We start from the raw sequence: 13,048 nt of genomic DNA, 5'->3' as shown, positions 1-13,048 counted from the left end.
AGAGGTGTGCAGGTCGGGCTGTGCCACTCGCGCAGCGGAGCTACAATGGCAGCGAGCGAGTCGAACTGGGAGCATACGCAGTGGCCATTCATTTCGGAACCAAGCTGATGGGCAAAGTGGACGAGGTGCCACGCATTGGCTACATCTCCACACAGTTCTTTCACGTCAACTACGTCCCGCTGGTCCCCACGGGGACCTATTTCATTCTCGAAGAGCACGGCGACGAATTTCGTGGTGTTTCGATTCCCATCAGCTTCAAAAGCATTCTGGTTGCCTGGCTGCGTGCGGCACTCTTCATCGGTTTTGTGATTGGAGTGATTGGCTGCATCGTCACGATCGCCGAAAAGCAAACGGGGAGAGCGATTGCCTTGGGCAGCCTCGCCGCGCTTTCGATGGCCGGCTTTTGGGGAACTTATTACATTCCGCTCGTATCGCGGGCCAGTTATCACCGCGCGATGGAGCTTGCCCAGCGAATTGGACTCTCGGACGAAGCCACCCTGATGCTGGAGGTTGCCTATGGACGCAAAACGGCCGAAGAAGCCGATCTGGAGCTCGAAAAGATCGAAGACCGCCGAGCTGCAGCGATGATCACGGAAGTTGAGTAACCTGTTCCACTGGAAGAAAGAGAACTATGTCGATTGTTGAAACGCTCCTGAAGGCCATGCAATTCAACCGCACTCGCACCCTGGGTCTGCTCGACAAGATTGAGCAGGAAGGCGACGCGCAGCAAGCGCTTTCTTATCGCCCCGGTCCTGGCCGCGCGCATATCGGTTGGCAACTGATGCACATCGGCATCACGGAAGAACTGTTTGCCACCGAGCGATTGACCGACAAGAAGGCCGCGTATGCCGAGCTAGTGCCACGCTTCAAAGGAGGCAGTACGCCGGACGATAATGTGCCGACGGCTGCTGAGATTCGCAAAGTGCTGACTGAAAGTCGCGAGCACCTATTGGCTACGCTGAAGACGTTCGACGACAGCACGCTTACCTGGATGCCGCCCGCGCTTGCCGAACGCAAGCTCTCGTTCTACGACGTGCTACACATTCTCGCCTGGCACGAAGGACACCATCAGGGGCAGTCCCACATCACGCTGAATTTGTACAAAGCGGGCAAGTAGAGTTACGACTTTGGGAGGGCGAAGAGCCTCGCCCTCCCGGTTTAAGGCCGAAATCTAGAACGGGGCATTCTCGGGCGATGGCGCGGTGGCCAGCACCTTCAGCGCTTCGAGCGAGTGGATCACATCATCGAGTGACACTTGCTTCCAGCCATCGGTCTTGTGATGCAGAATCGCGAGCTTGAATTGCTCGAGGGCATCGGTGAGATCGTCGGGCATTTCGGGCAAGTTGGCGAAGGGCCGGACAAGATCGATCGGTTCGGGCTTGGATTCTGAGCCGGAAATGTCACGATCGGCGAAGTCACTGCGATTCTGCGAGCCTCCCGAGGGTTCATCACCAAAGTCGGAACCTTCGTGCCGCGGTCCAGAGACATTGGCGTTGACGTCTTCGTACTTGGCCGAGATTTCCGGCGGTTGATTGCGGGCGGGCTCGAAGTCTTCGTCCTTCTCGTTCGCCACGACGTCTGCGCTGTTTGGTTTATCGGCAGCGACGGCACCGAGCGTTTCCCAGCGCTGCTCGCGCATCCGCGAGACCGACCAGTTCTGCTGTACGGCACCTTCCAGCCACATTTCTGCATCGGTCCAATCGAGGGCCGCTTGAAAATGGCTCCAGAACAAGCCGGCGTATTCTTGCTGCGATGCCCCGAACCGCTGATAGACGCGGCGCAAGCGACCGACATGCTGGCCGGTGACGCCACCAACCAGCCGACCCCAAGCTTCGTCCGAATACTCGGTGACGATGGCCTCTTGCGCGAGCAGAGCCTGGCGCCATTCGAGAATGATGCGCCCCTTGTCCCAGTTGGTCGTGCTGACCAGTCGATTCCACTGCCCGACAAACGGTTGCGAGGCGGCAACCAGTTCCGCCGTCAGCATCTCGGGTTGAGTGGGTGTTCCATTCGTCGCGGATTGCTCCGTTGCATCCAGCTGTTCCACGCGCGTACATCCTTCTCGCAAGGCTTGCCCAAACGAAGGCTCGCCGCAGTTGCACACGCGGCGAGCAGAGAGAAAATCGAAGGGCTCAACCTATCACGAAGTGGCAGCGCGCCCAGAGTCAGGAAGCCGCATTTCGACAGTCGTAGGCTGAATAAGCACTTGAGCGATTCGGGTGGTATCAATCGGGAAGGGGATAAGGTGTCGCTAGCACTCGCAGGTGCTTGTCGGCACCGACCTTAGGTCACAGCCGCAGCCCCCGAAATGGTGCCGCGGCGCGGTCGATTATCGGCGAGAAATTATTCCTTCTTGGTCGACTCTGCGTCCTTATTCTTCTCGCGCAGTTCGTTCACTTCCTTACGCAGCGCCTTAAGCTCTTTTTTCATCTCTTCCAGATCGGAACTACCGAGCGAATCGAGCTTCTTCAGAATCTGGTCAACCTTCGATTCCAAGCCTGCTTGTGACGTTTCGACGGTCCAAGCTGCCCCGCGGTTAAGTGACAATGCCTGAGCCGGTTTGGCCTGAGCCAGCTGGTGTGGCAGGGCTTGATACACGCCGGCCATTCCCGGAACCGGCTTGGTTACCGTCACGCTCGGTACCGCTGCCGTACTGGGGACGGCACGTTGGGTCATTGTCGATGGATCGAACACCGTACCGGGAGCAAAGCCCTGAACACGCGTGGTGAAGATCCGATTGGCGTGTTCGGCGGGTGTGAAGTGTGCGATGGCAGGCATGCCGAAGAGCATCGCTTCGACATGAGGCCGCAGTTCCTTTGGCAGGCCATCCAGCTTGTCGGCGGTCACATCCCAAGATTTATCGCCCCGCTCGACACGCACCTTTGCAGGGCTATCTCCCTGGCGCGTGATTTGAACTTTCACATCGTCGGGCAGCTTGGCCCCCGACGCGCCATAGACGAACGCACCGGGACGAACCATCATCAGGTCGATTGTATTGGCTTCATTTGCTCCGGCAGTCTCGGCCCGCAATGCTTCCAAGGCCTTTTCGAACTGCTGCTGAGCGCTGCGGAGCCGAGCCAAACGACCAGGATCGTTGGGAGCGACTTCTGTCAGGCGTTCCTTGGCCTCTTCGCGTTTCACGGGCTTGATGGATGCTTTGACTTCCTTCCCTTCGCGGAGCAGGATCACTTTCATTTCGTGCAATTTGGCGGCATCGACTGCCTTAATGAGCGACGCTGGTGCTTCGAGCCGGATTTCGTCGGCTTGCAGCAAGATGTCGTCCGCTTGCACGTCTGCTTTCGCCGCCGGACTATCCTCGAAGACGCGCGAGACGAGCACACCATATTTGAGCGGCAGATGCTTGCGCAGCTGATCGGGCAGCGGCTCCAGCTGCACACCAATCCAATAATCACTGGTAGGGAGTTCTTCGCCGCTGACATCAGCGGCCTCGCCGGCTTCGCTGACTTCGGCGAGTTTCCCGGCAACCTTCTCGGCCGCGCGCTGATAAAGCTTGATCACTCCGGCGCGAACGGCTCCTGCCTTGCCTTCGGCTTTGCCCGTCGACTTGGTCTGCGCTTCTTCGGTCCCCTTCGTTTCTTCAGGGCCGACGATTTTTTCTTCGACCACTTCCAATTTGCCATCAGGTCCGGCAATCGCGCGAACGCGAACCTCGATGGCTTCTTTCTCTTGTGCAAAGGTCGCTGGTGCGGCAATGACCACTGCCAACATGCTGGCGGTCCACAGGCGAGTGTACTTCATCAAATTGCTCCTCAGAAAAATGTCCATCCGTGTTTGCTTCAGTCGCTCGTTAAACCTGCGACTCATGAAATCACTAGTTGCCGCTGGGCAAACTGTCTTGCGGAAATTTAGTAAGTCGGCCGGCTGACGGGGACAATCCGGTAGCCTTCGACGGGCAGCATCATCTGGCGACCGTCATCCAACTGCACGGGCACCAGTTTGCGTTGTCGATCTACTTGATGCCCTTCGGCCGTCAACGAAATCAGCAGATCGTCGGGGAGCGCTGGGCGAGAATTGCTCAGCAGATCGCTGGCCGCCTTCGGATCGAAGACCGGCACCTGCAGCACTTGCGCATTTTCTTGCCCCTCACGATTCACCGCCAGATTCACACTGCTAACGGGCCGATAGGTGACACTCGTTGGCGCGGGCGGCGACTCAGCAGCCGGCGCAGGGGCCTGCACTACTTGCTCGGGTTGTGGAGCAACGAGCGAGCTTGCTTTCATTTGCCAATAGGCCTGCGCACTCATAAACGCCAACAGAAAACTGGCCGCCGCAACCAGCAGCATTCGCAGCCAATCTTGTTCCAGCCAGTGACGTTTGGCGGGCGTGGTCACAGGCTCCGGCACCTTGCGCGCAGGCGCGGTGCGAACGCTTTCGAAGTCGCGCCGCCACGCTTGGGCTTCCAAGAATGCTTCCGCGCATTGTCGCCAGGCATGGGGCTGTTGTTCGAGCGCCAATAGCAGCTGCCGATACTCGTGCTGCGAGAGTTCGCCATCGACGAGGCGGTCGAAAGTCTGGGCATTCAGTTGCATGGTGGAGTCGCTCATGTGACAAGCTCCGAATTCAATTGCAGCAAGGCTGTGCGCAGGCGTCCGCGGGCACGATGCAAGCGCGTTTCAACCGCGGAATGACTACAGCCAAGATGTGTGGCAATCTGGTGATAGTTCCAATCTTCCGTGTACTTCAGCAGCAAAATCTGCGAATCGCGCGCGGGGAGCAAATGCAGGGCTCGACGCACCAGTTGTTGTCGCTCGCCCGCAATCAGCCAGTACACGGGCTGGGCATCGGCCACAAAGTTTGTCTCGTCCGTTTGCTGAAAGACACCATCGAGCAATCGTCGTCGTCGGCCGCATTTGCGGCGATACAACAGCGACTGTCGCACCGCCAGTTGATACAGCCAGGGGGCCAGCTTGGCGACATCGGCCAGCGGAGCCGCTTGCCGCACCGCAGCCAGGGCGACCTCTTGCATCACGTCGTCGACCGCTTGAGGCTCGTGCAGGCGCGCAAGGACGACCGTGCGCAGCCAGCGGTCGTGAACCGCCAGCGCCGCTTGCCAGTCGATGGGAGCGAGCGTGGTTTCCAAGGTTGCTGTCCGCGGTCAGCGAAAAAATGGATCGCTCTTATTGTTACCGCTGGGCGGAGAGTCTTGCGGGGGAAGACTGGAAATTTCGCAACTACTTGGCAGGCTCCGGTTTGGGCTCGACTTTGGGTGGTTCGGGCTGCTTCACTTCAGCAATCCACGCCCGAAAGAGCTTTACGGCCGCTTCGTCCACGATCGACGTTGCTAGCTGCGGCATCTGCCCACTCTTCTCGCCGCGTTTTGCCAAGCGGTGCAACAGTACACTGCGGTCGGGTTCGCCGGGGGCGACCAGCAGCGGGTCTTTGATGTCGAACTTGTGATGCAGCGGCTTTTCGCCAACCAGCTTCATCTTGATGAGTTCGGTGCCGAACTCGAGTTGCATTTGTGAGTTGCCGCCGCCAGCTTCGATGTGGCAGTGCGAGCAATTCGCCTGCAAGTACGACCGCGCGCGAGTATCTACCGGCAACGTCTCGTCGTAAGGATTCGGCAGTTTCTTGTAGGTGTCGATCTCTTTCACAAACAGCGACTGCGTTGGCTTGGCTGCCCGCTGCATGTTCGCGTCGCTCGATTTGCGAAAGTGCTCATTAATGTCTTTGTCGGCGAGTCCTTCTTTTTTCAACTGCTCACGAAACCGCGTCGTGGCGTCGTTGCCAGTTGTGATCTTGAGCAGACCTAAACGCTCCAGCACGCGGAACTGATGATCGACCACGCCGCCGTAGTCGTGCTCACGATTCATCTGCGCTTCGCTCAGGCCGAGGACGAAGTTCGCCGCGCGACTGTGACAGACCATGCACTCGGTCCGGCTGGGATAGTGCCACGTCTGCTGCTTGAGGCCGGTAGGATTCTCGCGCGAGCGCGGCACGCGAATCTCATACGCTTGATCGGCTCCTTCGGCGGCCACTAGTTCAGCATCGGTCTGATCGGCATTCCAGCGATACGAGTAGCCGGCCCATTCCCCTTGCTGCTTGACCATGAAGCGCGTTTCGACCCATTGCCGCGAGGAAGGATCGCCGGGGGTGGTTTCGACCGCGAACGATTTCACCAGCAGGGTGTCATCGGGAAACTTCCAACTGCGGCCGGTCGTAAATTCGATCTGCATATCGCGACCTTCGATAGCCGGGATCGCGATGAAGCGTTCTTTGTGAGCGCCGTCGGACCACAGGGGCGAGTTCACCGAGTAGGGAACCACGCCGTCGGCCATCGAATGCTTGGCTACGTCCTTAAAGATGCCACTTTCGCTCAACTTGCGGGGGAACTTGGGCGGCGATGTTTCGGCGGGAATGGGCTCCAGGTGATACATGCCCCCTTCGCCGTTGCTGCGATGATCGAGCACCAGCAGTTCGCCATGACGATCGAGCGCGAAGCCCGTAATGTTGAAAGCCGTGTCAGCAATCAATTTGTGCCAGAGCACTTTTTGGCCATCGTGCTTGATGGCCCAAATGCGGCCGGTGGAGTGATCCCCATAGATGTACGCGCCCTTCAAATCGGCGTGCTTGCTGCCGTGATACACGACGCCACCCGTCAGCGAGCGCGCTTCATTGTGATGATGCTCGGCGGTCGGCTTCACGTAGGGATCGGGGCCCAACTTGCGCTCGGCGTAGAAGATGTTGCCACCTTCATACACGCTCCAGCCATAGTTATCGCCCGGTTTGACAAAGTAGACCTGCTCCCACAGATCCTGACCGTTGTTCCCCACCCAGATGTGCCCGGTAACCGGATCGCAAGTGATCCGCCATGGGTTGCGCAGGCCGTAGGCGTAGGTCTCGGCGCGAAACTCGGGACGCGTGACGAACGGATTGTCTTTGGGAATCGAATACTGCTTGTCACCTGCCGGATGATCGACATCGATCCGCAGCACTTTCGACAGCAGCGTGTCGGTGGTTTGCCCGGCAAGGTTCGTATCGCTGTCGCTGGTACCGTCGCCACTGGTGATATACAGATAGCCGTCGTTGCCGAAGGTCACATCGGCACCGTTATGGCCGTCGCTCTCCCAGGCGATGATCTCGAGCGCCGAAGCCGGATCGATCGCGTGCGGCGGCTGGGGATCGAGTTTGTAGCGAGTCACGCGACAATGTTTCTTTCCTTTGTCGAGCGCGCCATTCCAACCGAGGTACACGTAGCCGTTCTCGGCAAACTTGGGATGAAAATCCAGGCCGTAGGCGGTGCCATTGCCGGGAATGGGCAGATACTCCGTCATCTCCGTCGTTTCAGGATTGTCCTGAAACTTATTGAGCGCTGACGGACCGTACGACTTGTTCTGGGCAATCACCAGCATCGTGTCGCTGCCGGGAATTCGTTTCGCGCCGATGGGAAACGTCATCGGCAACTTGGGATAAGCCTTCACCGTCCGATACGGCAGCGGCGGATCGGGCGAGCCGAAGACTTTGGAGGTCGTCAGGGGTTTGAACTTGCCCGGATCGATCCCCAGCTTCTTGCCCGCCGGCTCTTGCTGGGGACCCGCGAACTTGAGCGTGGCGTAGTCTTCGTAAGAATGAAAATTGGCTTGCTTTAGTGGTGCGACGGTCGAGAGTTCGGGCCCTTCGAAATCGACGGAGTAGTCGTAGCGGCAGAGGGCAAACTTCCAAGTCTCGTTCGGTTCGGGGCGGCCGCCCGTGCGGAGAAAATCGCCCCACGCCAGGCGACCTTCAACAGCCCAGCCTTCATCCTGATCGGTCCAACGATTGAGCGAGCCCTTTAGCTTGACCTTGGCGGGAAAATCGAACTTGCCATCGTCCTTGTAGCGGGCATAGCCGCCAGCACCACGCCGCGGCAAGAACATATCGAGCGTGGCACCAGCCGCATTCACTTGAAATTCGTAGTAACCGGGCTTGTCCTCAGCTGGCTTAAAAAACAGCTCGAAAACATCGTTGTTCCAGAGCAGGCCATCCTTCTCCTTCACGTCGGCATACAGATCGTGATCTTCCATCTCGGCATAGAAGTAGAAGTAGTCGCGGTCCCAGAGCAATTTGGCCTTCGTGCCCGTGCGACTGGCCCGCGCCTTGTCGCCGAGCCAGGGAAGATGAAAAGCGTCGATCGTTTCCGCGGTCTCCCAGGCAGCATCGGTGCCGAGGCCATCGATCTCGATCTTCTGCTCGGTAAAGCGGCAGTTGAACTCTTTGCCCGGCAGCTTGAAGGGTTGCTCCACTTTCGCCGGCTCCGCTTCCTTCGCGGGATCTTTCTTCTCTTGCGCGGGCAACGACTGAACCAAAAAAACAAGCAACCAAACGGCAAAGCTACGAGCGAGCAGACGCATCGGCGAAACCTCAGCAGTGTGCGGTGGGGCAGTCGATCAGCCGGGGCAGGATCAGGGGCAGAAACAGGGCCGGCATCTTTGGCGGAGAGAGCAAGGTGTACTCTAAGTGCCCCCGCGCGCAGGAGCAAGCAACAGCGGGCCAGCGCAAGAAAGCTAGATCGAGCCCCTGGTGGAACAAGCGAGAGGAGACAGCCAGGAACGTCAGCGACGAAACCCTTCTCGAGCAAATCTCAAGACTTGACTTTGCATAACGAATAGTTGCTAATGTACTGTTGTACATACTTTGCTTACGCAGCGTTCAGATGTGCGTGTTGTTGTCGAATGGTTGCATAAACTGCAGGGAATAGCGTATGTCACAAAAGTTAGAGCCGCCTACCGAAACTGCATTGGACCATGGCCATAAGGTGATGAAACTCGGCGTTTCACTAATTCCTTATGCTGGTGGTCCAGCAAGCGAGATTTTGTCATGGATCATTGAAGCACCGATTCAAAAGCGACTGCATGAATGGCGAATGAGCATCGGTGAAGAAATACTGCGGATACACAACAGGCAAGAGTCGTTTATTGACGACTTGCAAAATAACCCCAATTTCATCGATACCGTTCTGCAGGCGTCACAAGCCGCATTGCGAACAAGCCAACAGGAAAAGCGCGAAGCTTTGAAAAACGCGGTACTCAATACTGCGTTGCCAAATTCGCCTGATGAATGGGAAAGAACCATGTTCATTCACTACGTCGAATCGCTGTCAGTGTGGCACTTACGACTGCTTCGCCTATTGAGCGAACCGCTCGCATGGTTCCGTGAGCGAGGCATCACCCCGCCAGAGTTTCATATCGCTGGTAGCTAGGTGCGATGGTAGTAAAAGCTATGCCTGAATTGCAGGGAAAGTCAGAACTAATTGAACAGTGCATAGCTGACCTGCAAAATCGTGGGTTGCTCGCCAAATTTAGCTATCACACGATGATGAGCCAGCAGGGCATCTATGAAAAACGGGGATCAAAGCACGGCGACGAATTCTTGGATTTTATCTCGGCACCAACGTGAGATACAGGCCTTTGCACGACTTTGCTAATCTGAGTTATTTAGACGAGAGTTAGCCAAGCGTTCTAACGGTCCAAATCTCTGACAAACCGGACACCTCTTGACCTTTGGATGCACTTCGCGTTCCATGCCCGGACAAAGTTCGACGTTCGGAATCGACGTAAAAAAAGCCACGGCAATCGCTTGCGTGGCTCTTTTCAAAAGTACCCCCAACGGGATTCGAACCCGTGTTACCGGACTGAGAACCCGGGGTCCTGGGCCACTAGACGATGGGGGCGTGCAGTGAAGAAGCGGGCGGAACGAGGCGGGGCCTCAGGCTGCCAGCTAGGACTCCCTCTAATGTTGTCATGCGCAGGCTCGTTGTCAACACGTCGCCCGGAAAGTCGACGTAAGTCGTTGGTGACCGCAAAAGGGGGGTGTCCAACTTTGGCCGCCTGGTTGAGCACAAAAGTGCGGCATTCGCGAGAGATGCTGCAGGCAGCGGTCAATCGAGAGTGCCGAAGTTGAACAACTTGGTCCTTCGGGAAGGAGTTGGCACGCGAAGTTACGGCGATCGGCAGCTGGCAGTTTTACTGTGGCGCTAATTGACGTGCAGCAGTTCGTTGGAGTTGAGCAGGGCGCGGCAGAAGGCGCGGAGCCCGTGAGTTTCGACGAGCTTGGTGGCGGCGTCGAGTTCGCGAGGCGTGGGTGGGCGAGAGTAGGTGAGTTCGAACGCGCGGGTGACCTGTTGCTGCGGAGCGGCGGATTCTTTTTGCAAACGCTCGGCGAGCAGGCGAGTCATCTCCAGCGAAAAGCTGTGGTTCATCAGCGTGAGGGCTTGGAGCGGAGTGGTGGTGCTCGCGCGACGAGATTCAGCGAAGGCTGGGTCGGGGCAATCGAAGTCGGTGAGCAGGTCGACGCGCGAGGCGCGGGCGTTGTGGTGATAGATGGTGCGGCGATAGGTCTCGGGGCCGTGCACATCGAGTGGTACATACGTGGCCACGTTGTCTTGCTGATATTCGTAGAGGCGAAAGCCGGGTCCGCCCATCGTCAGGTCGAGCTTGCCGGCGACTTGCAAGAGCGTGTCGCGAATCTCTTCAGCGCTCAAGCGGCGCGGCGGAAAGCGCCACAGCAGGCGACTCTCGGCATCTTTCGTGGCAGCGCTCTCGCGGAACTCGCCACTTTGACGATAGGCTTGCGAGGTCATGAGCAGGCGATGGAGCGGCTTGAGTTGCCAGCCGCCAGACTGCAACTGTATCGCCAACCAATCGAGCAATTCTGGATGCGATGGCCGGCTGCCGAGATAGCCGAAGTCACTCGGCGTATCGACGAGCCCCCTGCCGAAGTGATATTGCCACACGCGGTTCGCGAGCACGCGCGCAGTGAGTGGGTTGTCTGCCGCAGTGAGCCATTTCGCGAGCGCCAGTCGCCGGGCACCTTCGTCGGGCGGCGTGGTGAGTTGAAAGGCAGAAGGCAACTTCGCGAGCACTTCGAGACTCGCCGGTGAGACTGGCTCTCCCTTCTTCTGCGGGCTGCCACCGACGAACACATGCTGCGGTTCGTTGATGGCCCGGTGCGTACCGACCCACCAGACCGGCAGCGCGGGAATCTTGCCGATCTCGGCATCGAGGGAGGCAATCTCACGATTGAGCCTCTCGGTTACCTTCGCTTCTTCCGGTGTGGTTGCTCCTTTGGCCAGTCGCGCCTGCTTGCGGGGTTCGCTGGCGGGCTGGCGATCATCACTGCTGGCGACTTGCTTCCATTCTTTGCCGTCGAGCGATGTTTCGAGGCGATAGTCCCCCACGAACACGGTGAGCGGATGATCTTCGGGCAATGCTTTGTTGCGGTCGCTCGAAAACACAACTCGGCTGATGCGTTCTGACTTCGGTAGTGTGATGACCAGGGGATCGCCCGCCGCGAACCAGCGCTCGCCGAACTTGCCATCGTTGACTAGCTCGGCACTATAGGCCCCGGCGAAGTCTTTCGCATCCCGGGCTGGACCGCCACTGGCAGTTGCGCCTGTTGCTGCCAAGGCTACATTGCGCGGGGTTTCTTCGGCCGACCAAACTTCAAACTCATCCAAGCGAAACTGACCACCCTTGCCATCTTTCGCATCGTTGCCAACCACGGTCAGGCGGATCAGTTTCGCCTCGAGCGGCTCGAAGCGTTCTTCGGTGCCATAACGGCTAGCGCGCTCGCGGGTCCAAGTCTTGGCCGCTTCTGCTTCGACTTGTTTGAAGCGTTCGGCAATCACTTTTTGGTGAGCTTCACGCTCCTTGTTCAGCTTGCCACGTTCCTGTTGCAAAGGCTCGAGCTTCATCTGTCGTGCCTGACGATCGGCGGCCGAAGCCACTTCGCGCGGGCCATGCGCCGTGCCAGCGAAGGTGGCGTAGAGCGAATAATAGTCCTTGGCCGTGAGGGGATCGAATTTGTGATCGTGGCAACGAGCGCAACCGACGGTCAGCCCCAGGAAGGCTTCGGACGTGGCGCGAATCATTTCGTCCATTTGATCGGCACGAATCTGAGCGGCAGCGACCGCGTCTTGATTCCCCACGTCGTCATAGGGACCAGCGACCAAAAATGCTGAACCAATCTCCACCTCGGGCTGATCTTTGCCGATGACATCGCCGGCCAGATGCTCCACGATGAGACGATCGAACGGCTTGTCGTCGTTGAACGAGCGAATGATGTAATCGCGAAAGGGCCAGAGGTTGGTGATGATTTCGTTCCGCTCATAGCCGCGGCTCTCGCCGAAGCGAATCACGTCCAGCCAATGTCGGCCCCAGCGTTCGCCGTACTGTGGACGAGCAAGGAGCCGGTCGATGAGCTGCGCGACGGCCTGATCGGGCAATGAGTCGGCTGAAGGGCCGGCGGCATCGCGGCATTCTTTTTCGAACGCAGCCACTTCCTCCGGTGTGGGTGGCAGACCGAGCAGGTCGAACATCGCGCGGCGAATGAACGTGCGCGGGTCAGCGGGCGAGTTGGGCTGCAGGCCGTTCTCGCTCAGCTTTTGAACAACGAAGCGATCGATGGGATTCGTCTTCCAGGCGGCGGGCGCAGCTGCGGCATCGGGCGGGGCAGCTTTGGCAATGGGCTGAAACGACCAGAAAGTGCCGTCGGCTTTGGCTTTTTCCTTCAGCACCAGCTTGTCCGGCCAAGGAGCGCCGGCAGCGATCCACTCTTGCAGAGCGGCCGCTTCCTTGGCGATGAGGGGCTCGCCCTTCTCGGGCATCTCCGGCGGTTGGCCACCGGCAGGAATCGAACGGACATAGATCGGACTCTCGGCGGGCTTGCCGGGAACCAGCGCCGCGCCGGCATCACCGCCGCTGAGCATCCCCGCGCGCGTCGTCAGGTCGAAGCCACCTTTTTTGTTATCGGGGCGATGACACGAAACGCACTTCGCCGCCAGAACAGGACCAACTGAGTTCGTGAAGCGGGCCAGTTGCTCGTCTGGGTTAGCCTCGTTTGGCTTCGCCTCTTCGGCCGGGCTCGTGGTCACGCTAGCCAGCAACATCGCGGGAGCAACGATCCATTTCAGCAGCGAGATCGATAATTGATTCCAGAGCTTCATCGTGAACCTAAGCGATTAGATAATTGGTTAATGGCACGATGATACCACGAGGCATCCGCAAGTTGCGAAGCCGATTGGACTCGGTAAATTATGCAGAACGCGTGC

The 13,048-nt window shown here is 58.4% G+C and carries 9 protein-coding genes and 1 tRNA gene; 3 read left to right on the top strand and 7 right to left on the bottom strand.

The features are described from left to right. Positions 1–80 precede the first annotated feature (80 nt). Together NA78x_RS18270 and NA78x_RS18265 are read left to right on the top strand one after the other, a co-directional pair. Positions 81–605 carry a hypothetical protein gene (locus NA78x_RS18270; protein WP_425613808.1) on the top strand — a complete coding sequence of 175 codons (525 nt, stop codon included), beginning with the start codon at positions 81–83 and terminating at the stop codon, positions 603–605. Between the two features lie 26 nt (positions 606–631). Next, complete coding sequence (locus NA78x_RS18265) at positions 632–1,117, top strand: DinB family protein (RefSeq protein ID WP_425613807.1); 486 nt, start codon at positions 632–634, stop codon at positions 1,115–1,117. A gap of 54 nt (positions 1,118–1,171) precedes the next feature. Here the strand turns inward: NA78x_RS18265 and NA78x_RS18260 are convergent, their stop codons facing one another. The 5 genes from NA78x_RS18260 to NA78x_RS18240 all read right to left on the bottom strand — a co-directional run bounded on the left by NA78x_RS18260 (position 1,172) and on the right by NA78x_RS18240 (position 8,351). Next, positions 1,172–2,047, bottom strand: coding sequence for a hypothetical protein (locus tag NA78x_RS18260; protein WP_425613806.1), 876 nt, complete (start codon positions 2,045–2,047; stop codon positions 1,172–1,174). Positions 2,048–2,343: 296 nt separating this feature from the next. Continuing rightward, the gene (locus NA78x_RS18255; RefSeq protein ID WP_425613805.1) at positions 2,344–3,759 is read right to left on the bottom strand and encodes a PDZ domain-containing protein; all 1,416 of its coding nucleotides are present in this window, start codon (positions 3,757–3,759) and stop codon (positions 2,344–2,346) included. Positions 3,760–3,866: 107 nt separating this feature from the next. Then, positions 3,867–4,565, bottom strand: coding sequence for a hypothetical protein (locus NA78x_RS18250; protein ID WP_425613804.1), 699 nt, complete (start codon positions 4,563–4,565; stop codon positions 3,867–3,869). Further along, positions 4,562–5,101 (bottom strand): RNA polymerase sigma factor, encoded by a 540-nt coding sequence (locus NA78x_RS18245; RefSeq protein WP_425613803.1) that lies wholly within the window; start codon positions 5,099–5,101, stop codon positions 4,562–4,564. The genes NA78x_RS18250 and NA78x_RS18245 overlap by 4 nt, the downstream gene beginning before the upstream one ends. Before the next feature lie 91 nt (positions 5,102–5,192). Continuing rightward, a complete protein-coding gene (locus NA78x_RS18240; protein ID WP_425613802.1) occupies positions 5,193–8,351 on the bottom strand; it encodes a PQQ-dependent sugar dehydrogenase in 3,159 nt (1,052 codons plus the stop codon). Positions 8,352–8,701: 350 nt separating this feature from the next. On the opposite strand from NA78x_RS18240, the gene NA78x_RS18235 reads away from it, so the two are divergent. Continuing rightward, positions 8,702–9,199 carry a hypothetical protein gene (locus tag NA78x_RS18235; protein WP_425613801.1) on the top strand — a complete coding sequence of 166 codons (498 nt, stop codon included), beginning with the start codon at positions 8,702–8,704 and terminating at the stop codon, positions 9,197–9,199. 398 nt (positions 9,200–9,597) lie between these two features. Here NA78x_RS18235 and NA78x_RS18230 read toward each other — a convergent pair. Continuing rightward, positions 9,598–9,670 (bottom strand) — tRNA-Glu (locus tag NA78x_RS18230). A gap of 303 nt (positions 9,671–9,973) precedes the next feature. After that, positions 9,974–12,943, bottom strand: coding sequence for a DUF1553 domain-containing protein (locus NA78x_RS18225; protein WP_425613800.1), 2,970 nt, complete (start codon positions 12,941–12,943; stop codon positions 9,974–9,976). Between the last annotated feature and the right edge of the window lie 105 nt (positions 12,944–13,048).

Origin of the sequence: Anatilimnocola aquadivae (genome assembly GCF_049819085.1) — a bacterium.
In the GTDB taxonomy this organism is placed as follows: domain Bacteria; phylum Planctomycetota; class Planctomycetia; order Pirellulales; family Pirellulaceae; genus Anatilimnocola.
This window is presented reverse-complemented; position numbering and strand designations above follow the sequence as displayed.

Coding starts and splice junctions, on each gene's coding strand:
- NA78x_RS18250 (WP_425613804.1), bottom strand. CDS start 4,565: ATGAGCGACTCCACCATGCAACTGAATGCCCAGACTTTCGACCGCCTC.
- NA78x_RS18235 (WP_425613801.1), top strand. CDS start 8,702: ATGTCACAAAAGTTAGAGCCGCCTACCGAAACTGCATTGGACCATGGC.
- NA78x_RS18255 (WP_425613805.1), bottom strand. CDS start 3,759: ATGAAGTACACTCGCCTGTGGACCGCCAGCATGTTGGCAGTGGTCATT.
- NA78x_RS18240 (WP_425613802.1), bottom strand. CDS start 8,351: ATGCGTCTGCTCGCTCGTAGCTTTGCCGTTTGGTTGCTTGTTTTTTTG.
- NA78x_RS18265 (WP_425613807.1), top strand. CDS start 632: ATGTCGATTGTTGAAACGCTCCTGAAGGCCATGCAATTCAACCGCACT.
- NA78x_RS18225 (WP_425613800.1), bottom strand. CDS start 12,943: ATGAAGCTCTGGAATCAATTATCGATCTCGCTGCTGAAATGGATCGTT.